The organism is Pseudomonas sp. MF09156 (genome assembly GCF_059862305.1).
This window is the reverse complement of record NZ_JCBCUR010000001.1, coordinates 1-21,123: the sequence shown is the minus strand read 5'-3', so window position 1 is coordinate 21,123 and position 21,123 is coordinate 1. Positions and strand designations below refer to the sequence as shown.

16 protein-coding genes are annotated in these 21,123 nt (G+C 60.8%); 8 read left to right on the top strand and 8 right to left on the bottom strand.

All coding sequences use genetic code 11. The annotated features are described in order from the left end of the window. The first annotated feature begins 30 nt into the window (after positions 1–30). From AC19YY_RS00080 to AC19YY_RS00065, 4 genes are all read left to right on the top strand, one after another. The gene (locus AC19YY_RS00080; RefSeq protein ID WP_029292080.1) at positions 31–519 is read left to right on the top strand and encodes a DUF3015 domain-containing protein; all 489 of its coding nucleotides are present in this window, start codon (positions 31–33) and stop codon (positions 517–519) included. Between the two features lie 94 nt (positions 520–613). After that, positions 614–2,467 (top strand): Lnb N-terminal periplasmic domain-containing protein, encoded by a 1,854-nt coding sequence (locus AC19YY_RS00075; protein WP_500603739.1) that lies wholly within the window; start codon positions 614–616, stop codon positions 2,465–2,467. A 159-nt stretch (positions 2,468–2,626) separates the two neighbouring features. Further along, complete coding sequence (locus tag AC19YY_RS00070; RefSeq protein WP_169951070.1) at positions 2,627–2,929, top strand: chorismate mutase; 303 nt, start codon at positions 2,627–2,629, stop codon at positions 2,927–2,929. Between the two features lie 114 nt (positions 2,930–3,043). Beyond that, the gene (locus tag AC19YY_RS00065; RefSeq protein ID WP_170041704.1) at positions 3,044–3,400 is read left to right on the top strand and encodes a hypothetical protein; all 357 of its coding nucleotides are present in this window, start codon (positions 3,044–3,046) and stop codon (positions 3,398–3,400) included. A gap of 150 nt (positions 3,401–3,550) precedes the next feature. Here the strand turns inward: AC19YY_RS00065 and gdhA are convergent, their stop codons facing one another. Continuing rightward, complete coding sequence (gdhA, locus tag AC19YY_RS00060; RefSeq protein ID WP_169951074.1) at positions 3,551–4,888, bottom strand: NADP-specific glutamate dehydrogenase; 1,338 nt, start codon at positions 4,886–4,888, stop codon at positions 3,551–3,553. Positions 4,889–5,235: 347 nt separating this feature from the next. After that, positions 5,236–6,900 carry an energy-dependent translational throttle protein EttA gene (gene ettA / locus AC19YY_RS00055; protein WP_029292090.1) on the bottom strand — a complete coding sequence of 555 codons (1,665 nt, stop codon included), beginning with the start codon at positions 6,898–6,900 and terminating at the stop codon, positions 5,236–5,238. Positions 6,901–7,151: 251 nt separating this feature from the next. Between ettA and AC19YY_RS00050 the strand changes: the two genes are divergently transcribed. The 3 genes from AC19YY_RS00050 (at position 7,152) to glyA (ending at position 13,207) form a co-directional block, all read left to right on the top strand. Further along, a complete protein-coding gene (locus tag AC19YY_RS00050) occupies positions 7,152–7,760 on the top strand; it encodes a LysE family translocator (protein WP_170041702.1) in 609 nt (202 codons plus the stop codon). 118 nt (positions 7,761–7,878) lie between these two features. Further along, positions 7,879–11,730: a bifunctional diguanylate cyclase/phosphodiesterase gene (locus tag AC19YY_RS00045; protein WP_170041701.1), complete on the top strand. Its 3,852-nt coding sequence runs from the start codon at positions 7,879–7,881 to the stop codon at positions 11,728–11,730. 223 nt (positions 11,731–11,953) lie between these two features. Further along, positions 11,954–13,207 carry a serine hydroxymethyltransferase gene (gene glyA, locus AC19YY_RS00040; RefSeq protein WP_500603738.1) on the top strand — a complete coding sequence of 418 codons (1,254 nt, stop codon included), beginning with the start codon at positions 11,954–11,956 and terminating at the stop codon, positions 13,205–13,207. A gap of 176 nt (positions 13,208–13,383) precedes the next feature. On the opposite strand, the gene yjiA is transcribed toward glyA, so the two are convergent. The 3 genes from yjiA to AC19YY_RS00025 form a co-directional block, all read right to left on the bottom strand. Continuing rightward, positions 13,384–14,343 (bottom strand): GTPase, encoded by a 960-nt coding sequence (yjiA, locus tag AC19YY_RS00035; RefSeq protein WP_500603737.1) that lies wholly within the window; start codon positions 14,341–14,343, stop codon positions 13,384–13,386. 178 nt (positions 14,344–14,521) lie between these two features. Beyond that, a complete protein-coding gene (locus tag AC19YY_RS00030) occupies positions 14,522–14,719 on the bottom strand; it encodes a YbdD/YjiX family protein (protein WP_029292120.1) in 198 nt (65 codons plus the stop codon). 15 nt (positions 14,720–14,734) lie between these two features. Beyond that, positions 14,735–16,801 (bottom strand): carbon starvation CstA family protein, encoded by a 2,067-nt coding sequence (locus tag AC19YY_RS00025; protein ID WP_169951082.1) that lies wholly within the window; start codon positions 16,799–16,801, stop codon positions 14,735–14,737. Positions 16,802–16,974: 173 nt separating this feature from the next. On the opposite strand from AC19YY_RS00025, the gene AC19YY_RS00020 reads away from it, so the two are divergent. Continuing rightward, on the top strand, positions 16,975–17,343 hold the full coding sequence (locus AC19YY_RS00020; RefSeq protein WP_170056696.1) for a PilZ domain-containing protein: 369 nt from the start codon (positions 16,975–16,977) through the stop codon (positions 17,341–17,343). Between the two features lie 65 nt (positions 17,344–17,408). Here the strand turns inward: AC19YY_RS00020 and radA are convergent, their stop codons facing one another. The 3 genes from radA to katB form a co-directional block, all read right to left on the bottom strand. Then, positions 17,409–18,776, bottom strand: coding sequence for a DNA repair protein RadA (radA, locus tag AC19YY_RS00015; protein WP_169951087.1), 1,368 nt, complete (start codon positions 18,774–18,776; stop codon positions 17,409–17,411). A 35-nt stretch (positions 18,777–18,811) separates the two neighbouring features. Next, complete coding sequence (locus AC19YY_RS00010) at positions 18,812–19,342, bottom strand: ankyrin repeat domain-containing protein (protein WP_170041699.1); 531 nt, start codon at positions 19,340–19,342, stop codon at positions 18,812–18,814. Positions 19,343–19,462: 120 nt separating this feature from the next. Then, positions 19,463–20,977, bottom strand: a complete 1,515-nt coding sequence (gene katB, locus AC19YY_RS00005; RefSeq protein WP_500603935.1) for a catalase KatB — start codon at positions 20,975–20,977, stop codon at positions 19,463–19,465. Positions 20,978–21,123 lie beyond the last annotated feature (146 nt).

Below are 21,123 nucleotides of genomic sequence, written 5' to 3'. Positions count from 1 at the left end.
CATTGGTTTGCACACTAAGAGAACAAAGCTATGAAACGGATCCTTCTCGGTACTCTCTTCACCGTTGTCTCCCTCAATGCAATGGCCGAAGCGCCAGGTGGCCCTAACTGCGGTTGGGGCAACATGCTGTTCGAAGGCCAGCGCGGCACGCCGGCTCACTTCCTCGCTTCCACCACCAACGGCACCTCCGGTAACGCCACCTTCGGCATGACCTCGGGCACCAACGGTTGCAGCACCAACAGCGCGCTGACTTACGGCGGCAAATCGTGGATTGCCATGAATGGCATGATGAACGAGCTGTCCGAAGACATGGCCAAAGGCAATGGCGAAGCACTGACCACCTATGCCGTGGTCCTGGGCGTTGCTCCAGAAGATCGTGATCACTTCGCCGCTGTGACTCACGAACACTTCCAGCAGATCTTCAGCAAGGCTGACGTGACCGCAGAAGACGTGCACTCCAACACCATCGCTGTTCTCAAGGGCGACGCCCGCCTGGCGAAATACGCCACCCAGGCTTAAGCTCGACCTACCCGCGCCCTTACCCGGCGCGGGTTTTATTTTTTGGACCTGCCCCTTTCCCGGGTCTTTATTTATTCCGACTTAAGTTGCCCCTATGCTCAAACGCCTTGCCTGCCTGGCACTCTTCGCCTGCGCCCCGCTATCTGCGGCGCCGCACCTTGATGATCAACGTTTGCAGCAATTGGCCAATGATCCATTCTGGCTTTCATTGGGGCACTACGAAGCCGGCAAGCTCAAAGGCTGGCGCAGCTATGTCAGCGACCAGAAATTCTTCCTCGCCAAAGACGGCGCCCACCACCCGGACGCCGAACTCAAGGCCACCGTAGACGCACTGTACGCCCCGGCCAGCCTCGGCGAAAAACATGCCCAATGCGTGTACCCGGCCCGCACCCGCTGGCTCAAGGACCAGTTGCACCTGACTGACCTGCCCGCCGTGGACTGCGTCGAGTTCAAGCAATGGTTCAAGGACGTCGCGCCCCACAGCGCGGTGATGATCTTCCCGGCGGCCTATCTCAACAGCCCATCTTCGATGTTCGGCCATACCTTGCTGCGCATCGACCAGGCTGATGTGCAAAGTAACAAGACCGCCTTGCTCAGCTACGCGATCAACTTCGGCGCCTACATTGAAGGCTCGGACAACAGCATCCTCTACGCCTGGAAAGGCCTGATGGGCGGTTATCCCGGCCTGTTCGCCCTGGTGCCCTACCAGGAAAAACTCTCGGAATACCGTAGCCTGGAGAACCGCGACCTGTGGGAATACCGCCTGAACCTGACCCAGGTCGAAACCGAGCGCATGGTCGAGCACGTGTGGGAGCTCAAGCAAATCCAGTTCGACTACTTCTTCTTTGACGAAAACTGCTCGTACCGCCTGCTGGAACTGCTGCAAGTGGCCCGCCCCGGCCTGCGCCTGACCGAACAGTTCCCGCTCACCGCCATCCCCACCGATACCGTAAAAGCGGTGAAGGACGCGGGCCTGGTGGAGAAGATCGATTATCGCCCGTCCCGCGAACGTGAGTTGCTGGAGCGCGCCAAGCCCCTGGACAGTGACGAGCAGCAATGGGTGCTGAAGATCAGCGATGACCAGAAACAATTGCAAGATCCAACTTTCATGGCCCTTGGCAAAGACCGCCAGGCCCTGATCATCGACGCCGCCTACCGCCTGGGCCGCTACCGCGCCAACGGCCTTGAGCGCGACAGCGAACGCTCCCAGCGCAGTTTCGAGTTGCTGCGGGCAATCAACCAGAACCCGGCGCCGGACCTACAGATCGAGCGCCCCGGCCTGCCGGAAAACGGCCATGAATCGCGCACCTGGCAAGCAGGTATCGGCACCCGTGGCAACAAAGCCTTCGGCGAATACGGCCTGCGCATGGCCTACCACGACCTCAACGACAACGCCGAAGGCTTCCCCCTGGGCGCGCAGATCGAAATCCTGCAGATGAAACTGCGCCAGTACGAAGGCAACAACTGGCAACTGCAACAACTGGACCTGGCGACCATCCGCTCCCTGACTCCGCGCAATGAGCTGCTGCAACCGCTGTCCTGGCAAGTCACCGGCGGCCTGGAGCGGGTACCGGGCAAACATGACGACGAAACCCTGGTCAGCCACGTCAACGGCGGCGCCGGCGGCACCTGGCAACTGCACGACGACATGCTCGGCTTTGCCCTGGGCACCGTGCGCGTGGAACACAACAACGACTTCAGCGAATTCATCTCCCCCGCTGCCGGCTTCAACACCGGGCTGCTGTGGAAAAACCCGCTAGGCAACCTGAGCCTGGAGGCCAAGGGCGACTTCTTCACCAATGGCGAGGTACGACGTAGTATCAGCCTGAATCAGCAGTGGGAAGTATCACGCAACCTCGGCGTGCGCCTAAGTGCGCAACGGGAGTTCAGCCACCTGGCGACGCCGGTCAACGAGGTGATGCTTGAGCTGAAGTGGTATCACTACTGACCGGCCCCAACGCCTATTGAAGATCCAGTGTGGGAGCGGGCTTGCCCGCGATAGGGGTGTGTCAGTCGCTGTGGATATGACTGATCTACCGCCATCGCGAGCAAGCCCGCTCCCACATTTGGCCCGCGTTTATCCCACACCCTAAGGAGCTCTTACGACATGGCCGTTACCTGCACCAGCCTTGAACACGTCCGGGAAAACATCGACCGCCTTGACCGCCAGATCGTCGCCCTGCTGGCCGAGCGCGGCAGTTTCGTGTCCCAGGCCGCCCGCTTCAAAAAAGACAGCGATGGGGTCAAGGCTCCCCAGAGGGTCGAACAAGTGATCCACAAGGTTCGCGATTTAGCGCAAACCCTTGGCGCAAACCCCGACGTCACTGAACAGGTATATCGCGCGATGATTGGCGCATTCATCCAGCAAGAACTGGCCGAACACGCTGCGCTCGCGCAACCCACCGCCTAAGCCCCTTTGGCGAGTGAGCCGCCCAAACAAATTGCTCACCCCGTTTTCACATCGCCCCGACGAATCCCCTTCTAGACTTCCCTTATCAGCCGCTCAACGGCCTGGGAGTATGAGATGTGGCGGTTCGCTGTGATGTTGGGTGTAGTGATGGCGCTTTCAGGCTGCCAATCCACCCACGATGAGTTACTGGCCAAGGGTTATCCACCGCCCTTCGCCGACGGTTTTGACGATGGTTGCAGCAGCGGGCGCCAGGCGGCCGGGGTGATTACTGGGGAGTTTCGCAAGAACGTCCCGCGCTATTTGAAAGACCAGGCGTACGCCGAAGGCTGGGAGGACGGCTTTCGCCAGTGCAAGGCCATGCGCGAGAGCGAGGACCAGAATGACTACCGCGAGCGCCATTGGGACGAGCGCGAACGCGCCTGGCAGCAGGAGAAGGACCGCGACGCCGCACGGGCTTATCGCAGCCAGTAACACCAGAGCGAATGTGAGAGCTGTCGAGCCCCAACGAGGCTGCGATTGCGCTGGGCCAGGCAGTAAACCTGTGCTGACCTACCGTTATCGCAGCCTCGCTGCGGCTCGACAGCTCCCACAATTGATCATCGGTGTCGCTCAGCTCGCGGTTTAGACGATGCCCTGCGCCAGCATCGCATCCGCCACTTTCACAAAGCCTGCGATGTTCGCGCCCTTCACGTAGTTGACCCGGCCATTCTCCTCACCGTAGTGCACGCAGGCATGGTGGATCGACTGCATGATGTTGTGCAGTTTGCTGTCCACTTCACCGGCGGTCCACAGCAGGCGCATGGCGTTTTGCGACATTTCCAGGCCACTCACCGCCACGCCGCCAGCATTGGAGGCTTTGCCCGGGGCAAACAGAATGCCCGCTTCGATAAAGATATCCACAGCCTCGAGGGTGGTCGGCATGTTGGCGCCTTCGGCCACGCAGATGCAGCCGTTGCGCAGCAGGGTGCGGGCGGCTTCGGCGTCCAGTTCGTTCTGGGTCGCGCATGGCAGGGCGATGTCGCACGCCAGCTCCCATGGGGTCTTGCCGGCGCAAAACTCCAGGCCAAAACGCGCGGCCAGTTCGCTGATGCGCCCGCGCCGTACGTTTTTCAGCTCCAGCAGCGCCGACCATTGCTCGTCGGTCAAACCGCTTTCGCAGTACAAGGTGCCTTCGGAGTCGGACAGGGAAATCACCTTGCCGCCCAGGTCCATGACCTTGCGCGCTGCGTATTGCGCGACGTTGCCGGAACCGGAAACCGCCACGCGCTTGCCTTCGACGCGCTGGCCCTGGCGCTTGAGCATCTCCTCGGCAAAGTACACGCAACCAAAGCCGGTGGCTTCCGGGCGGATCAGGCTGCCGCCGTAGCTCATGCCCTTGCCGGTAAGCACCGAGGTAAATTGGTTGCTCAGGCGCTTGTACTGGCCAAATAGGAAGCCGATTTCCCGGGCGCCCACGCCGATATCGCCAGCCGGTACGTCCACGTCCGCGCCGATATGGCGGTACAACTCACTCATGAACGACTGGCAGAAACGCATGACTTCAGCGTCGCTCTTGCCCTTGGGATCAAAGTCCGAGCCGCCCTTGCCGCCGCCCATCGGCAGCGAGGTCAAGGAGTTCTTGAAGGTCTGCTCGAAGGCGAGGAATTTCAGCACCCCCAGGTTGACCGACGGGTGGAAGCGCAGGCCGCCTTTATAGGGGCCGATGGCGCTGTTCATCTGGATACGGAAGCCGCGGTTGACCTGGACCTTGCCCTGGTCATCGACCCACGATACCCGGAAGGTAATGGCGCGTTCCGGCTCGCAGATGCGCTCCAGGATGCCCGAGGTCAGGTAGTGGGGATTGGCTTCAAGAAAGGGCCACAGACTGCGTAGGACTTCTTCCACAGCTTGGTGGAATTCCGGCTGGTCCGGGTCGCGTTTTTTGAGGCGGGCAAGGAAGGATTCGACGGATTCGATCATGAAAAGTCTCGGCAGATTTATTGTCGTTAATGGCGATTTGCCCAGGACTTTATCAATTCATGTCGCACCGCGACAGGGCAAAATGTCGCTTTTGTGAATTTAAATGGTGCGATAGATATAAATACACGGGGTTTTTTGCCCCGAAACAGGGATTTCAGTTCAAGGGGCGCACCAATAGATAGACCGCGATCGCAGGCAAGCCAGCTCCCACATTAGATCGAGTACCTCTGCTACGACACGGTCAAATGTGGGAGCTGGCTTGCCTGCGATGAAGTCACCTCGGTCCCTCTCAATTGCGCCAAAAAAAACGGAGCCCGAAGGCTCCGTTTTGTTCAAACCAACCCGAATCAGGCGAGTTTTTTGTGCCGTACACGATGCGGCTGGGCAGCCGCTTCGCCCAGGCGCTTCTTGCGATCGGCTTCGTATTCGGTGTAGTTGCCTTCGAAGAACACCGCTTGCGAATCGTCTTCGTACGCCAGGATGTGCGTCGCCACACGGTCAAGGAACCACCGATCGTGAGAGATCACAATCGCGGCGCCCGGGAAGTCCAGCAGGGCTTCTTCCAGGGAACGCAGGGTTTCCACGTCGAGGTCGTTGGACGGTTCGTCGAGCAGCAGGACGTTGCCGCCTTCTTTGAGGGTCAGGGCCAGGTGCAAGCGACCGCGCTCACCACCGGACAGGTCCTTGACGAACTTCTGCTGATCGCCGCCCTTGAAGTTGAAGCGGCCAACGTAGGTACGCGACGGGATTTCATAGTTGCCGATACGGATCTGGTCGGAACCGTCGGAGATCTGCTGGAACACGGTCTTGCTGCCGTCGAGGTCTTCGCGGCTCTGGTCCACGCAAGCCAACTGCACGGTTTCGCCGACTTCGATGGTGCCCGAATCCGGTTGTTCCTTGCCCATCAGCATACGGAACAGCGTGGATTTACCCGCACCGTTACCGCCGATCACGCCGACGATGGCACCTTTAGGCATGGAGAAGGACAGGTTGTCGATCAGCACGCGATCGCCATAGCCTTTGCAGACGTTCTTGAATTCGATGACCTTGTCACCCAGGCGCGGGCCGGCCGGGATGTAGATTTCGTTGGTCTCGCTGCGCTTCTGGAACTCCTGGGACTGCATTTCCTCGAAGCGTTGCAAACGGGCCTTGGATTTCGACTGACGGGCCTTGGCGCCTTTGCGCACCCACTCCAGTTCGTCCTTCATGGCCTTTTCATGGGCCGACTGCTGCTTGGATTCAGCGGCCAGACGGTCGGACTTGGCTTCCAGCCAACCGGAGTAGTTGCCCTCGTAAGGGATACCGGCGCCACGGTCGAGCTCCAGGATCCAGCCGGCGACGTTGTCCAGGAAGTACCGGTCGTGCGTGATCGCGACCACGGTGCCCGGGAAGTCATGGAGGAAGTGCTCCAGCCAGGCCACGGAATCGGCGTCCAAGTGGTTGGTCGGTTCGTCGAGCAGTAGCATGTCGGGGGCCGACAGCAGCAGGCGGCACAGGGCCACGCGGCGCTTTTCACCACCGGACAGGTGCTCGACCTTGGCGTCCCAGGCCGGCAGGCGCAGCGCATCGGCGGCGACTTCCAGCTGGCGCTCCAGGTTGTGACCGTCGCCAGCCTGCAGGATGGCTTCGAGCTTGGCCTGTTCGGCAGCCAGTTTGTCGAAGTCGGCATCCGGCTCGGCGTAGGCGGCGTAGACCTCGTCCAGGCGGGCCTGGGCGTCCTTGATCACGCTGACGGCTTCCTCGACCACTTCACGCACGGTCTTGGACGGGTCCAGGATCGGCTCTTGCGGCAGGTAGCCGATGTTCAGTTCAGGCATCGGGCGGGCTTCGCCTTCGAACTCGGTATCGACGCCAGCCATGATTTTCAGCAGCGTGGACTTACCCGAACCGTTGAGGCCGAGTACGCCGATCTTGGCGCCCGGGAAGAAGGACAGCGAAATGTTTTTCAGGATTTCCCGCTTCGGTGGAACAACTTTGCCCAACCGATGCATGGTGAAAACGTATTGAGCCAAAATGTGGACCTCGTAAAAAGATGAGAACAGGGCCTGCGTAGCGTCATGGCGCTGTACGTAGCACATCGAATGATCAAGGTTAACCTAAGTCGGCGGCGGCGGGCAGATTGACAGGCGCTTTTGAGCCGCGCTTTTTCCTGCAGCGGGCCAGATGTAACACAATACCCGGCAACCCCTCCCTAGAAGAAGACACATGGCACATACATGCAGGATCACGCCTTACCCCCTGACAGTCGCGCAAGACAGCTTCCATGCTTAGTGTCATGTCTGCGCTGGGGTTGTTGCTATTGATGCCGGGACCGACCAATACCCTGTTACTGCGCGCAGGCGTGCTCTCGGGTTTCAGGCGGGCCTGGACCCTGAGCCTGTTGGAGTGCCTGGCTTACCTGCTGCAGATTGCTTTTTGGGGCTACGTCCTCAGCCATATGGGGGCCAATGCAACGTGGTGTTTGAAGGTGATGCAGTTCGTCTCGATCTGTTACCTGGTCAAGACCTCGTACAGCCTGTGGCGCGAGCCCGCCGCCGATCTGCCCCCATTGCCCGGAGAGCGGGTGTCGAGGTGGCATTTCTTTTTACTGACGCTGATCAACCCGAAGGGTTTGCTGGTGGTTTCGTTCATCGTGCCGGTGCAGACCTTTGCCGACATGGCCTTGTACGGGCAGTTCGCCATGCAATTCACGGCGGTGGTGATCCCCGTAGGGTGCGCCTGGGTGCTGTTCGGCGCACGCCTCAAACGCAGCGGACATGCCTGGCTGACCCCGCAGAACATAAACCGCACATCTTCTGTGGTTATCAGTTGCTTTGCACTGGCGATTCTATTCAGACTGGCGGATGCCCTGATCAGTACCGGCCCGGCCTGATAGTCCCGCCAGGCGGGGCTGGCACTTTGCCACAACTCAAGGCATGCTAGCCGCCCTCCGGGCGTCCGGCTTATAGTGCACGTCGCGCGCCAGTACAGCCAAACCGCAGGATCACAGCTTGACCAACGTAACAAAGCCAAGCCCCTTGCGCGCAGCGCATATTGCGCCCGGCGCCCCCCTGCACGGAACCCTCAAGGGCGCGCTGGCGACGCTGGTCCTGTTGCTGCTCGCGTTATTGTTCTGGCAGTTGCTGGACCAATTGCAGCAGAACCAGAAGAACCAGCAGCAATACACCATCGACTACAGCGCCGACCTGGCCGAACAGATCAGCCTGAACATGGCCCTGAGCGCGCAAATCGCCCTCAACCTGCTGCCGATCGTCGAACCTCCACGCAATGAAGAACAGCACCAGGCCCTGATGCGCAGCCTGCAGCGCTCGTTGCCGGAACTGCGCAGCGTCGCCCTGCTTGCCCCCAGCGGCGCGATCATCAGTGATACCGCCGACAACAGCCAGGATAGCGCCTGGCTTGAAGAGCTGGTCAAGCGCAGCCACGCCCAGTCCTATTACCTGAGCAATAACAGCGACGGCTCCATCATCTACCTGCTGCTGCACCAACCCAGCGGCGGCGCCAAAATGTACTGGGCGTTGCGCCTGGCCCCCAATTACCTGGCCAACCTGACGCGCCAGGACGGCCAGGGGCCACGGCCGATGTGGGCGATTGAAAACCAGTTGAACCACCGGGTGGTCAGTCGTGACAGCGGCATGCCCAGCCAGTGGTCGGCCGGGCTGACCCCGGAAGAGCTGAACAAGACCGTGCTGGTCACGCCCTTGAGCAAAAGCGACTGGCAACTGCGCGGGCTGTTTGATCGCGCCGCCGTGCTGGAGCAACTGCTGCCGGCGTTTATCGGCAAGTGCCTGCTGGGCCTGGCCTTTTCGCTGATCCCGGTGCTGGTGCTGCTGAACATGCGGCGCCGCCAGCGCCAGGTCAATGAAGGCCGGCGCCGCTACCAGGATATTTTCGAAGGTACCGGCGTGGCCTTGTGCGTGCTCGACCTGTCGGGCCTGCGCGGCTTCTTCGACAAGGCCCAGTTGCACACCCGCGAACAACTGCAGGATTGGCTGCAAAACAGCCCCGAGCAACGCCAGCAACTGCTCAAGGAGCTGCGCATCACCGAGGTCAACCAGGTCGCGGTGCGCCTACTGAATGTGGCGTCCTGCGAACAGGCGTGGGAACGTTTGATCGACGGTTGCCCGCTGGACACCAGCGCCATTGGCTACGCAGTGCTTGAGGCAGTGCTGACCCAGCAGAAACAGCTGGAGTTGGAGATTCAACTCAGCGACATCGAAGGCAACGACCAGTACCTGTGGCTGGTGATGCGCCTGCCGGAAGAACAGCACGACTATAAGGCGGTGATCCTCAGCATCAGCGATATCACCAGCCGCAAACTGGTGGAGCTGTCGCTGGTGGAGCGCGAGGCGTTCTGGTCGGACGTGGTGCGCACCGTGCCGGATCACCTGTATGTGCAGGATGTGATCAGCCAGCGCATGATCTTCAGCAACCACCACCTGGGCCACACCCTGGGCTACAACAAACACGAACTGCAGCAAATGGGCGAGTATTTCTGGGAGATCCTGCTGCACCCCGAAGACGCCGAGCACTACCACGACCTGCGCCAGCAGCAACGCGCCGCCGGGTACCTGGCGCAGTTGCAATGCCAGTTGCGCTTTCGGCACCGCAACAATCAGTGGCGGCGCTTCGAGATCCGCGAACAGGCCCTGGCCCGGGACAAGACCGACCAGGTCACGCGGATCATTGGCGTGGCCAAGGACATTACCGACCAGATCGAAGCCAGCGAATCCCTGCGCGACAGCGAACAGCGCTACCGCATGCTGGCCGAAAGCATCAGCGACGTGATTTTCTCCACCGACAGCAAACTGGCCCTCAACTACGTCAGCCCGTCGGTGAATGCGGTGCTGGGCTATGAAGTCGACTGGATCTTCAAGAACGGCTGGCAATCGACCATCGCCAACCCACAGCAACTGACCGGCATCTACACCCTTGTGGAACGGGTCAGCCGCGCCCTGGACCAGCCCGAAGCCCTGGCCTTGTTGCGCGATGACGTGCAGACCCAACTGTTCCTGTTCGATTGCCTGCGGGCCGATGGGCGCAAGGTGCCGATCGAACTGCGCCTGGTGCTGGTGTGGGACGAGCACGGCGCGTTCGAAGGCATCCTCGGCGTGGGCCGCGATATCAGCCAGCAACGCCGCGCCGAGAAAGACCTGCGCATGGCGGCCACGGTATTCGAACACTCCACCTCGGCGATCCTGATCACCGACCCCGCCGGCTATATCGTGCAGGCCAACGAAGCCTTCAGCCGGGTCAGCGGCTATGCCGTGGCCGATGTGCTCGACCAATTGCCGAACATGCTCACCGTCGACGAACAGCAGGAAGCCCACCTGCGCTATGTGCTCAAGCAGTTGCACCAGCACAGCACCTGGGAAGGTGAAGTGTGGCTCAAGCGCCGCAGCGGCGAGCATTACCCGGCCTGGGTCGGCATTACCGCCGTGCTCGATGACGAGGGCGACCTGGCCAGCTACGTGTGTTTTTTCAGCGACATCAGCGAGCGCAAGGCCAGCGAACAACGCATCCACCGCCTGGCCTACTACGACGCCCTGACCCACCTGCCCAACCGCACGCTGTTCCAGGACCGCCTGCACACCGCGTTGCAATCGGCGGAGCGGCAGAAGTCGTGGGTGGTGCTGATGTTCCTCGACCTCGACCGCTTCAAACCGATCAACGACTCCCTGGGCCATGCCGCGGGCGATCGCATGCTCAAGGAAATGGCGACCCGCCTGCTCGGCTGTGTGGCCGAGGACGATACCGTGGCGCGCATGGGCGGTGACGAGTTCACCTTGCTCCTGCAACCCCGGGTCAGTCGCGAGATGGCGTTGAACCGTGCGATCCACGTGGCCGAGCAGATCCTCGCCAGCCTGGTGAAGCCGTTTGTGCTGGAGGGCCGCGAGTTTTTTGTCACCGCCAGTATCGGCATCGCCCTGAGCCCTCAGGACGGCAACGAACTGAGCCAACTGATGAAAAACGCCGACACCGCGATGTACCACGCCAAGGAGCGCGGCAAGAACAACTTCCAGTTCTACCAGGCCGACATGAACGCCAGCGCCCTGGAGCGCCTGGAGCTGGAGAGCGACCTGCGTCATGCCCTGGACCAGAACGAATTCGTGCTCTATTACCAGCCGCAGTTCAGTGGCGATGGCAAACGTTTGACCGGCGCCGAAGCCCTGCTGCGCTGGCGTCACCCGCGCCGTGGCCTGGTGCCGCCGGGGGATTTCATCCCGGTCCTGGAAGAGTTGGGCCTGGTGGTGGACGTGGGCGACTGGGTGATCGACGAGGCATGCCGCCAACTCAAGACCTGGCACCAGAACAAGGTGCGGGTGCCCAAAGTCTCGGTGAACATCTCGGCGCGGCAGTTCTCCGACGGGCAGTTGGGCACGCGGATCGCCACCATCCTCAAGGAAACCGGCCTGCCGCCGGCGTGCCTGGAGCTGGAGCTGACCGAAAGTATCCTGATGCGCGAGGTCAACGAGGCCCTGCAGATCCTTGCCAGCCTGAAAAACCTCGGCCTGAGCATCGCCGTGGACGACTTCGGCACCGGCTACTCATCGCTCAACTACCTCAAGCAATTCCCCATCGACGTGCTGAAGATCGACCGCACGTTCGTCGACGGCCTGCCCTCCGGCGAGCAGGACGCGCAAATCGCCCGGGCAATCATTGCCATGGCCCACAGCCTGAACCTGGCGGTGATCGCCGAAGGCGTGGAAACCCATGAGCAACTGGACTTCCTGCGCGAGCACGGCTGTGACGAGGTGCAGGGTTATCTGTTTGGGCGACCGATGCCGGCCAATCGGTTTGAGGCGCAGTTCTGTAACGACGCCCTGTTCATGTTTGACTGAAAATCATGTGGCGGTGCAGATGGCCTCATCGCGGGCAAGCCCGCTCCCACAGTTGAAATGCGCTCCCATGTGGGAGCGGGCTTGCCCGCGAAGGGCCCTCAAATACGCCATCCATCTCTGGATGAACGCCACTTGTCCGCGACATGATGTCCTTTCATATGCCATCTAAAACCCATTGGGTTAGAATGCCCCTCTTTTCTGCCCCCGATCCTTGAGGACCGCCATGTTCAGCCGTGATTTGACTATTGCCAAGTACGACGCCGATCTCTTTGCCGCCATGGAGCAAGAAGCTGTGCGCCAGGAAGAGCACATTGAGCTGATCGCTTCGGAAAACTACACCAGCCCTGCGGTGATGGAGGCTCAAGGTTCGGTTCTGACCAACAAGTACGCCGAAGGTTATCCGGGCAAGCGTTACTACGGCGGTTGCGAATTCGTCGATATCGTCGAGCAACTGGCCATCGACCGTGCCAAGGAACTGTTCGGCGCCGATTACGCCAACGTCCAGCCACACGCCGGCTCCCAAGCCAACGCGGCCGTTTACCTGGCCCTGCTGCAAGGCGGCGACACCATCCTGGGCATGAGCCTGGCCCACGGCGGTCACCTGACCCACGGTGCCAGCGTTTCCTCCTCCGGCAAGCTGTACAACGCTGTGCAGTACGGCATCGACGGCAACGGCCTGATCGACTACGACGAAGTTGAGCGCCTGGCGGTCGAGCACAAGCCAAAAATGATCGTGGCCGGGTTCTCTGCCTACTCGCAGATCCTCGACTTCCCACGCTTCCGTGAGATCGCTGACAAAGTTGGCGCCTACCTGTTCGTCGACATGGCCCACGTGGCCGGCCTGGTCGCCGCTGGCGTCTACCCGAACCCGGTGCCTTACGCTGACGTGGTGACCACCACCACCCACAAGACCCTGCGCGGTCCACGTGGCGGCCTGATCCTGGCTCGTGCCAACGCCGATATCGAGAAGAAGCTCAACTCCGCCGTCTTCCCGGGCGCCCAAGGTGGCCCGCTGGAGCACGTGATCGCCGCTAAAGCGATCTGCTTCAAGGAAGCATTGCAGCCTGAGTTCAAGACTTACCAGCAACAAGTGGTGAAGAATGCCCAGTCCATGGCCAGTGTGTTCATCGAGCGCGGTTTTGACGTGGTGTCCGGCGGTACTGAGAACCACCTGTTCCTGCTGTCGCTGATCAAGCAGGACATCTCCGGTAAAGATGCTGACGCTGCCCTGGGCAAAGCCTTCATCACCGTGAACAAGAACTCGGTACCGAACGATCCACGTTCGCCGTTTGTCACCTCGGGCCTGCGCTTCGGCACCCCGGCTGTGACCACTCGTGGCTTCAAGGAAGCAGAGTGCAAGGAACTGGCTGGCTGGATCTGCGACATCCTGGCCGATCTTTCCAACGAAGCCGTGATTGACGGGGTACGTGAGAAGGTCAAGGCCATCTGCAAGAAGCTGCCGGTATACGGCGCTTGATTGCAGGCGCTTGAATAAAAAGCCCGGCTCTTGAGCCGGGCTTTTTTATGCCTGTTGGAACGCGGTCAACATGTGGGAGCGGGCTTGCCTGCGATAGCAGTGGGTCTGCCAACTCATCATTGACTGGTCTACCGCTATCGCAGGCAAGCCAGCTCCTACACTGGTCGCGTTTCAAGTCAGGGTTGGTAGACCCGCGCAAAGCCCGCGCGAATCTTCTCTTGCGGTAACTCATCGGCAATAAACACAATCACGCTTTCCCGCGGCTCGCCTTCAGCCCATTCGGTGTCCCAATCGAACCCGTAGAGCTTGAGCACGCCCTGGAACACCATGCGCCGATCTTCACCGGCGATGTTCAGCACGCCCTTGTAGCGCAGCAGTTGTTTGCCGTGCTCTTCCAGCAACTCGTTCATGAACTCGCTGAGGCGGTCGATATCCAGCGGCTGGTCGGTGCGCAGTACCAGGCTGGAAATGCGGTCGATGGACGGCGCCTGGCTGACCGGGCGCAAGGTCATGCCTGCGTTGAGGTTGAAGCCGCGCACATCCAGCAGTTCAGCCAAGTCGATCTTGCCATGTTCCACCACACGGATCGGCGCGCGACGGTTGATTCGGCTCAGGCGCTGGCTGAGGGCCTCGAAGCTGGCGTCGTCGACCAGGTCGCGCTTGCTCACCAGCAGGCGGTCGGCAAAGCCGATCTGCGCCTGGGCGATGGTCTGGGTCAGATGGTGCTCGGCGTGGGCCGCGTCCACCAGGGTGATGATGCCGTCGAGAAGATAGCGCTCGCGCAGTTCTTCATCGATAAAAAAGGTCTGGGCCACCGGCGCCGGGTCGGCCAGGCCGGTGCATTCGATCACCAGGCGGTCGAAGGCGATTTCGCCGCTGTCCAGGCGTTCGAGCAGCAGGTACAGGGCTTTGGTCAGGTCGGTGTGGATGGTGCAGCACACGCAACCGTTGGACAGGGTCATGACTTGGACCGGTTCATCACCCAACAGCTGGGTGTCGATGCCGGCGTCACTGAATTCGTTTTCGATCACGGCGATTTTCAAGCCGTGCTCGGCCTTGAGCAGGTGGCGCAGCAAGGTGGTCTTGCCAGCGCCGAGGAAGCCGCTGAGGACGGTGACGGGGATGGGAGAGGACAAAATATTCTCCTTGAGGAAACACAAAACAAATGTGGGAGCGGGCCTGTGTGGGAGCGGGCTTGCTCGCGATGCAGGCAACTCGGTCTATCTGGTATACCGAGGTGATGCTATCGCGAGCAAGCCCGCTCCCACACAAGCCCGCTCCCACAGGGGATCACATAGGCCCAAGCCTATGGGTTCAACAGCACTTGGGCCCGCCCTTGCCGCCGTAACGGGCTTCCTGGCGTTCCCGGAAGAACGCCTTGTAGTCCATCATCGGCTTGTCCGGGTGCTTGGTTTGCATATGCTCGACGTAGGTGTCGTAGTCGGGCATGCCGACCATCAGGCGGGCTGCCTGACCGAGGTATTTACCGAGGCGACCAATGTCATTGAACATGTTTGCAACCCTCTATCACGCGTCCGGCATGGCTTGGAATGGTGCTTCTTTATCCGTACGTTCCTTGGTACCCCAGGCGGCCACGCCGACTTTGATCGCATAGAACAGGATGCTGAAGACCACGAACAGGAACAATACCGTCAGCGTGGCGTTGGTGTAGGCATTCCAGATCACGTGCTGCATCTGGTCGATGCTCTTCGCCGGGGCCAGAATCTGCCCGTTGGCCAACGCATCGCTGTATTTTTTCGCCAACGACAGGAAGCCGATCGCCGGGTTAGCGTCGAACAACTTGATCAGGCCGGCGGTCACGGTGCAGATCAGCAGCCAGACAGCCGGCAGCATGGTCACCCAAATGTAGCGCTGGCGTTTCATTTTGATCAGCACAACCGTGGCGAGCATCAGCGCGATACCGGCCAGCATCTGGTTGGAGATGCCGAACAGTGGCCACAAGGTGTTGATGCCACCCAACGGATCGATCACGCCCTGGTACAGCAAGTAGCCCCACATCGCCACGCAGCCGGCGGTGGCGATCAGGTTGGCAGTCCACGACTCGGTACGCTTGAGCGCCGGGACGAAGGAGCCGAGCAGATCCTGGAGCATGAAGCGCCCGGCACGGGTCCCGGCGTCAACGGCGGTCAGGATGAACAGCGCTTCGAACAAGATCGCAAAGTGGTACCAGAACGCCATGGTGTTTTCACCCGGCAGCACGCTGTGCAGGATCTGCGCGATGCCGACCGCCAGGGTCGGCGCACCGCCGGCACGGGCCAGGATGGTGGTTTCACCGATGTCATTGGCCACCGCTTGCAGCGCTTCCGGGGTAATCGCAAAGCCCCAACTGCTGACGGTTTGCGCAACAGTCACCACATCGGTGCCGACAATCGCCGCAGGGCTGTTCATGGCGAAGTAAACGCCTGGCTCGATCACCGACGCGGCAACCATGGCCATGATGGCGACGAACGACTCCATCAACATGCCGCCATAACCGATGTAGCGCGAGTGGGCTTCATTGGCCAACAGCTTGGGCGTGGTGCCCGAGGAAATCAGTGCGTGGAAACCCGATACCGCGCCACAGGCGATGGTGATGAACAGGAACGGGAACAGGCCGCCCTTCCAGACCGGACCGGTGCCATCGACAAACTGGGTCAGCGCCGGCATTTTCAAGTCGGGCATGGTGACCAGGATGCCGATTGCCAGGGCAATGATGGTGCCGATTTTCAGGAATGTAGACAGGTAGTCACGCGGGGCCAGGATCAGCCACACCGGCAATACCGCAGCCACGAATCCGTAGCCGACCAGCATCCAGGTGATCTGGATCCCGGTGAAGGTGAAGGCCTTGGCCCATACCGGATCAGCAGCAATCTGCCCGCCCAGCCAGATCGAGCCCAGCAGCAACAGCACGCCAATGATCGAGATCTCGCCGATGCGGCCCGGGCGGATGTAACGCATGTAGACGCCCATGAACATCGCGATCGGGATGGTCGCCATCACCGTGAAGATGCCCCACGGGCTTTCGGCCAGGGCCTTGACTACGATCAGCGACAACACCGCGAGGATGATGATCATGATCAAAAAGCAGCCAAACAGCGCGATGGTCCCGGGAATGCGGCCCATCTCTTCGCGGACCATGTCCCCCAGGGAACGGCCGTTGCGACGGGTGGACAGGAACAGGATCATGAAATCCTGCACGGCCCCCGCCAGCACCACGCCGGCAATCAGCCATAGCGTACCCGGCAGGTAACCCATCTGCGCCGCCAATACCGGGCCGACGAGAGGTCCCGCACCCGCGATGGCCGCGAAGTGGTGACCGAACAGAATGTGTTTGTTGGTCGGCACATAGTCCAGACCGTCGTTGTTGATCACTGCGGGGGTGGCCCGCCGTGGATCGAGTTGCATCACATTATTTGCGATGAACAGGCTGTAGTAACGATAAGCCACCAGATAAATGGCGACTGCCGCGACTACAATCCACAAGGCGTTGATCGCCTCGCCGCGACGCAAAGCCACTACGCCCAGGGCGCACGCTCCTACGATTGCCAGCAACAGCCAGGGTAGATGGCGTAGCAGGCTATTATTATTTTTCATTTTTATATTCCAGCCAGGTTGGACAGAAAGACAGCCAGTCCGAGTTTAGCGCGCTGTGCCCTAAAGACCAGCCCCCTACGTTGGTCTAGAGCCTTGCCGGGGCGAAAAAAAGCGAAATAAACGCCCGATAATGGCGCAAGGCTACAATCCCTGTATCTACAGAGGGTTTCACCATGAGCGACCAGCCGTCAGATCGCCGCCGTTTTCGGCGGATTGCCTTCGATGCCAAGACCGAACTCATGCAGGACGGCCAGCAATGGCCGGTGCAACTGGTGGATTTATCGCTCAAGGGCTTGCTGGTGCAAAAGCCTGCGCCGTGGCTGGGCAAGGGTGACGAGCCCTTTGATGTGGACATTCACCTGGACGCCGACACGGACGTGCGCATGCAAGTGCGGCTGAGCCATGACGACCAGGGGCAACTGGGGTTTGTCTGCGAGCATATCGATCTGGACTCGATCAGCCATTTGCGCAGGTTGATCGAGCTCAATCTGGGGGATGAGGAGGAGCTGCATCGGGAGCTGGGCGAGCTGCTCAACATCTGACGATGTGCACACATCAATGTGGGAGCAGGCTTGCCCGCTCCCACAGGGGGTTGTGGTGTTGCGGGTTATTCGAACAAAGCATCCAGTGCCTGTTCCAGTCGGGTCACACCAATAATCTGCAACCCCGGCGGCGCCTCCTTCGGCGCGTTGCCCTTGGGCACGATGGCGCGCTTGAAGCCATGCTTGGCAGCTTCCTTGAGCCGTTCCTGGCCGCTGGGCACCGGGCGCACTTCGCCCGACAGGCCCACTTCGCCAAATACCAGCAGGTCATGGGGCAACGGTCGATTGCGCAGGCTGGACATCACCGCCGCCATCAATGCCAGGTCCGATGCGGTTTCCAGCACCTTGACGCCGCCCACCACGTTGAGGAACACGTCCTGGTCATGGGTCGGAATCCCGCCATGGCGATGCAACACCGCCAGCAACATCGCCAGGCGGTTCTGATCCAGGCCCAGGGTCACGCGGCGCGGGTTGGCCAGGTGGCTGTCGTCCACCAGGGCCTGGACTTCCACCAGCATCGGCCGGGTGCCTTCCCACGTCGCCATCACCACGCTGCCCGGTACTTCTTCCTGGGCGCGAGTAAGAAAGATCGCCGAAGGGTTGGAGACTTCTTTCAGCCCCCGGTCAGTCATGGCGAACACACCCAGCTCGTTGACCGCGCCGAAACGGTTTTTCACCGCCCGCAACAGGCGCAGGCGTCCATCGGACTCACCCTCGAAATACAGCACCGTATCCACCATATGCTCCAGCACCCGCGGGCCGGCCAACGCGCCTTCCTTGGTGACATGGCCCACCAGGAAAATCGCCGTGCCGCTTTGCTTCGCGTAGCGCACCAGCAACGCCGCACTTTCCCGCACCTGGGACACCCCACCCGGCGCCGATTGCAGCTGCTCGGTGAAGATTGTCTGGATCGAGTCGATCACCATCACCTTGGGTTTTTCCACGCGGGCGGTGGCGATGATGCTTTCAATGCAGGTTTCGGTCATGACCCGCAGTTGGTCCTGGGGCAAGCCCAGGCGGCGGGCGCGCATGGCCACTTGTTGCTGGGATTCTTCGCCGGTGACGTACAGGGCCGGCATGCGGCTGGCGATGCTGCACAGGGTCTGCAGGAGGATGGTCGACTTGCCGATACCCGGGTCGCCGCCAATCAACACCACCGAGCCGTCCACCAGGCCGCCGCCGAGCACCCGGTCGAGCTCGCCGGACGCGGTGGAGAAACGCGGGATTTCCTCGACGCTGACTTCTGCCAGGGTCTTGATCTGGGCTTGTTGCCCGGTCCAACCCGAGCGCCCGCTGGGCGCCGCAGCCCCGCCGCTTTCAATCATGGTTTCAGTGAGGGTGTTCCACGCCCCGCATTCGCCACACTGGCCCGCCCATTTGGGAAAGGTCGCGCCGCACTCCGTGCAGCCGTACATGCGCTTGGCCTTTGCCATCTGAGAACCTCCAACCGAAAAACCGCGATGATAGCTCAGCGCGGCGCTGCGGTACGGATTTCACCGTTGGCCAATCGTGTAGCGCTGTTGCCCAGCGGGTCTTCGGCATTCAGGTCGGCGCCCTGGGCCTTGAGTGCATCGAGCAGTTCGACGCGCTTGAACAGCCCCGCGTACATCGCCGCCGTCTGTCCGGCGCCGTTGCGTTGGTCGGGGTTGCAGGCGGTACCCAGCAAACGCCGGGCAATGCTCAACTCGCCCTTGAAGATCGCGCCCATCAGCGCTGTATTGCCGCGATTGTCCTGGACACAGGCATCGGCACCGGCCGCCAACAGTTGTTCCACAGCAGGGGCCTGGCCGTGGTAGGCGGCGAGGATCAGTGCAGTGTAGCCCTTGCCATCGACGGTATTGAGGGAATAACCGGATTCGATAAAAGTCTTGAGCATTTCCACGTCGCCACGCCGGGCGGCGTCGAAGTAGTAGTCCTGCAACTGCGCCTTGAGGGCCTGTGGGTCGGCGAGCACGCTCAAGGACCAGCAGGCCAGTAGGGCCCCTATAAAGCTACGCATAATCAACATCCTCTGCAGGTCCCTTGTAGGCGCCGGCTTGCCGGCGATGGCCCCCAAAGATCACCATCGTCTTCAGCGACCTCATCGCCGGCAAGCCAGCTCCTACAGGGAGATGTGCCGTTAGTCCGTCAGCTTTTCAGCCAGCGCCCTGACTCGCGCCAGGTCGCCCTTGGCTACTTTGGCCACGCCCGTGCCGTACTCCGGGTCAGCTTTGTAGAGGAACGACAGGATGATGTGTTTGCTGACGTCATCCGAGGTCGCCAGGGAGCCGCCAAAGTTGTCGATCAAGTCCTGGCGTTCCTTCTTGCTGTAGGACCGATACAAATCGCCCGCCTGCTTGAAGTTCTGCTCACGCTGGATCTTCGCTTGCTGGGTGCTGCCGGCCAGGGGCATCTGGCTGTAACGCGCGCTTTGCGGCTCTTCCCGGGGTACCAGGCGGCTTGGCTGATAGTTCACGCCAGTGCTGGTCTTGCCGACGTTCATCGCGCCATCCTGGTTACCGTTGTTGACGGTGACCCGTGGCGCGTTGATCGGCAGTTGCAGGGCATTGGCGCCCAGGCGATACATCTGCGTATCGGCGTAGGAGAACACCCGACCTTGCAGCATGCGGTCTTCCGACGGCTCGATACCCGGTACCAGGTTCGCCGGGGCCATGGCCACTTGCTCGGTTTCCTGGAACACGTTGCCGGGGTTGCGGTTCAGCACCATTTGCCCGACTTTGCGCTCGGGAACATCGGGCCAGATCTTGGTGGCGTCCAGTGGGTCGAAATCAAACTTGGCCAGCTCTTCAGGCTTGAGCACTTGCACATACAAGTCCCACTTGGGGAAGTCGCCCTTGTTGATATGGGTAACCAGGTCGTTAGTCATATGGCTGTAATCACGGCCCTGGACCTCGACAACTTGTTTGGGGTCCAGGTTCTTGATGCCCTGCAGGCTCTTCCAGTGAAACTTGACGTAGTGCACTTCACCCTTGGCGTTGATCAACTTGTAGGCATGTACGCCATTACCGTCCATCTCCCGATAACTGGCGGGGGTGCCGGAGTCCGAATACAACTCAGTGAGGGTGCGGGTGGACTCGGGAACATGGGAGAAGAAGTCAAAACGCCGGGAGTCATCATCCAGGTTAGTGCGCGGGTCCGGCTTGAAGGCATGGACCATGTCCGGGAACTTGATCGCGTCGCGGATAAAGAAGGTCGGGAAGTTATTGCCGACCAAGTCCCAGTTACCTTCGGCGGTATAGAACTTGGTGGCGAAGCCGCGTGGGTCGCGCAGGGTTTCCGGGGAGTGGTTGCCGTGCACAACAGCAGAGAATCGCACAAACACCGGCGTGGCCTCACCGGCGGCAAACACTTTGGCCTTGGTCAGGTCGCTGAGGTTGTCGGTGACGGTGAAGGTACCGTGGGCGCCGGTGCCACGGGCGTGCACCACACGCTCCGGGATGCGTTCACGGTCAAAGCGCTGCAGCTTCTGGATCAGTTGTACATCTTGCAGCAGGACCGGGCCGTTGGCGCCGGCGGTCTGCGAGTTCTGGTTGTCACCCACGGCCGCGCCATTATCGCGAGTGAGGTTGGCGGCACTGACCGACAACGACAACAAACTGGTACTGGCAATCAATAGCAGATTGCGCGCAGCAATAGACCTGCGGCTTATAAGGGGCGGTTGCAGGAGCTGAGTGCAACACGGTCATTGAATTGAAGCTGGAGCATCATGCCGCATAGCCATGGCCTTCTGCATCACCTCGCCCATAACTTCGATTGGGCATTTGAAGTCGAAGCGCTTAC

What these genes read in the sequence shown, in the direction of transcription:
- AC19YY_RS00025 (WP_169951082.1), bottom strand. Translation starts at nt 16,801, where the DNA reads ATGAAAAATAATAATAGCCTGCTACGCCATCTACCCTGGCTGTTGCTG.
- AC19YY_RS00070 (WP_169951070.1), top strand. Translation starts at nt 2,627, where the DNA reads ATGGCCGTTACCTGCACCAGCCTTGAACACGTCCGGGAAAACATCGAC.
- AC19YY_RS00020 (WP_170056696.1), top strand. Translation starts at nt 16,975, where the DNA reads ATGAGCGACCAGCCGTCAGATCGCCGCCGTTTTCGGCGGATTGCCTTC.
- AC19YY_RS00065 (WP_170041704.1), top strand. Translation starts at nt 3,044, where the DNA reads ATGTGGCGGTTCGCTGTGATGTTGGGTGTAGTGATGGCGCTTTCAGGC.
- gdhA (WP_169951074.1), bottom strand. Translation starts at nt 4,888, where the DNA reads ATGATCGAATCCGTCGAATCCTTCCTTGCCCGCCTCAAAAAACGCGAC.
- glyA (WP_500603738.1), top strand. Translation starts at nt 11,954, where the DNA reads ATGTTCAGCCGTGATTTGACTATTGCCAAGTACGACGCCGATCTCTTT.
- AC19YY_RS00080 (WP_029292080.1), top strand. Translation starts at nt 31, where the DNA reads ATGAAACGGATCCTTCTCGGTACTCTCTTCACCGTTGTCTCCCTCAAT.
- AC19YY_RS00050 (WP_170041702.1), top strand. Translation starts at nt 7,152, where the DNA reads ATGCTTAGTGTCATGTCTGCGCTGGGGTTGTTGCTATTGATGCCGGGA.
- AC19YY_RS00030 (WP_029292120.1), bottom strand. Translation starts at nt 14,719, where the DNA reads ATGTTCAATGACATTGGTCGCCTCGGTAAATACCTCGGTCAGGCAGCC.
- AC19YY_RS00075 (WP_500603739.1), top strand. Translation starts at nt 614, where the DNA reads ATGCTCAAACGCCTTGCCTGCCTGGCACTCTTCGCCTGCGCCCCGCTA.
- AC19YY_RS00010 (WP_170041699.1), bottom strand. Translation starts at nt 19,342, where the DNA reads ATGCGTAGCTTTATAGGGGCCCTACTGGCCTGCTGGTCCTTGAGCGTG.
- radA (WP_169951087.1), bottom strand. Translation starts at nt 18,776, where the DNA reads ATGGCAAAGGCCAAGCGCATGTACGGCTGCACGGAGTGCGGCGCGACC.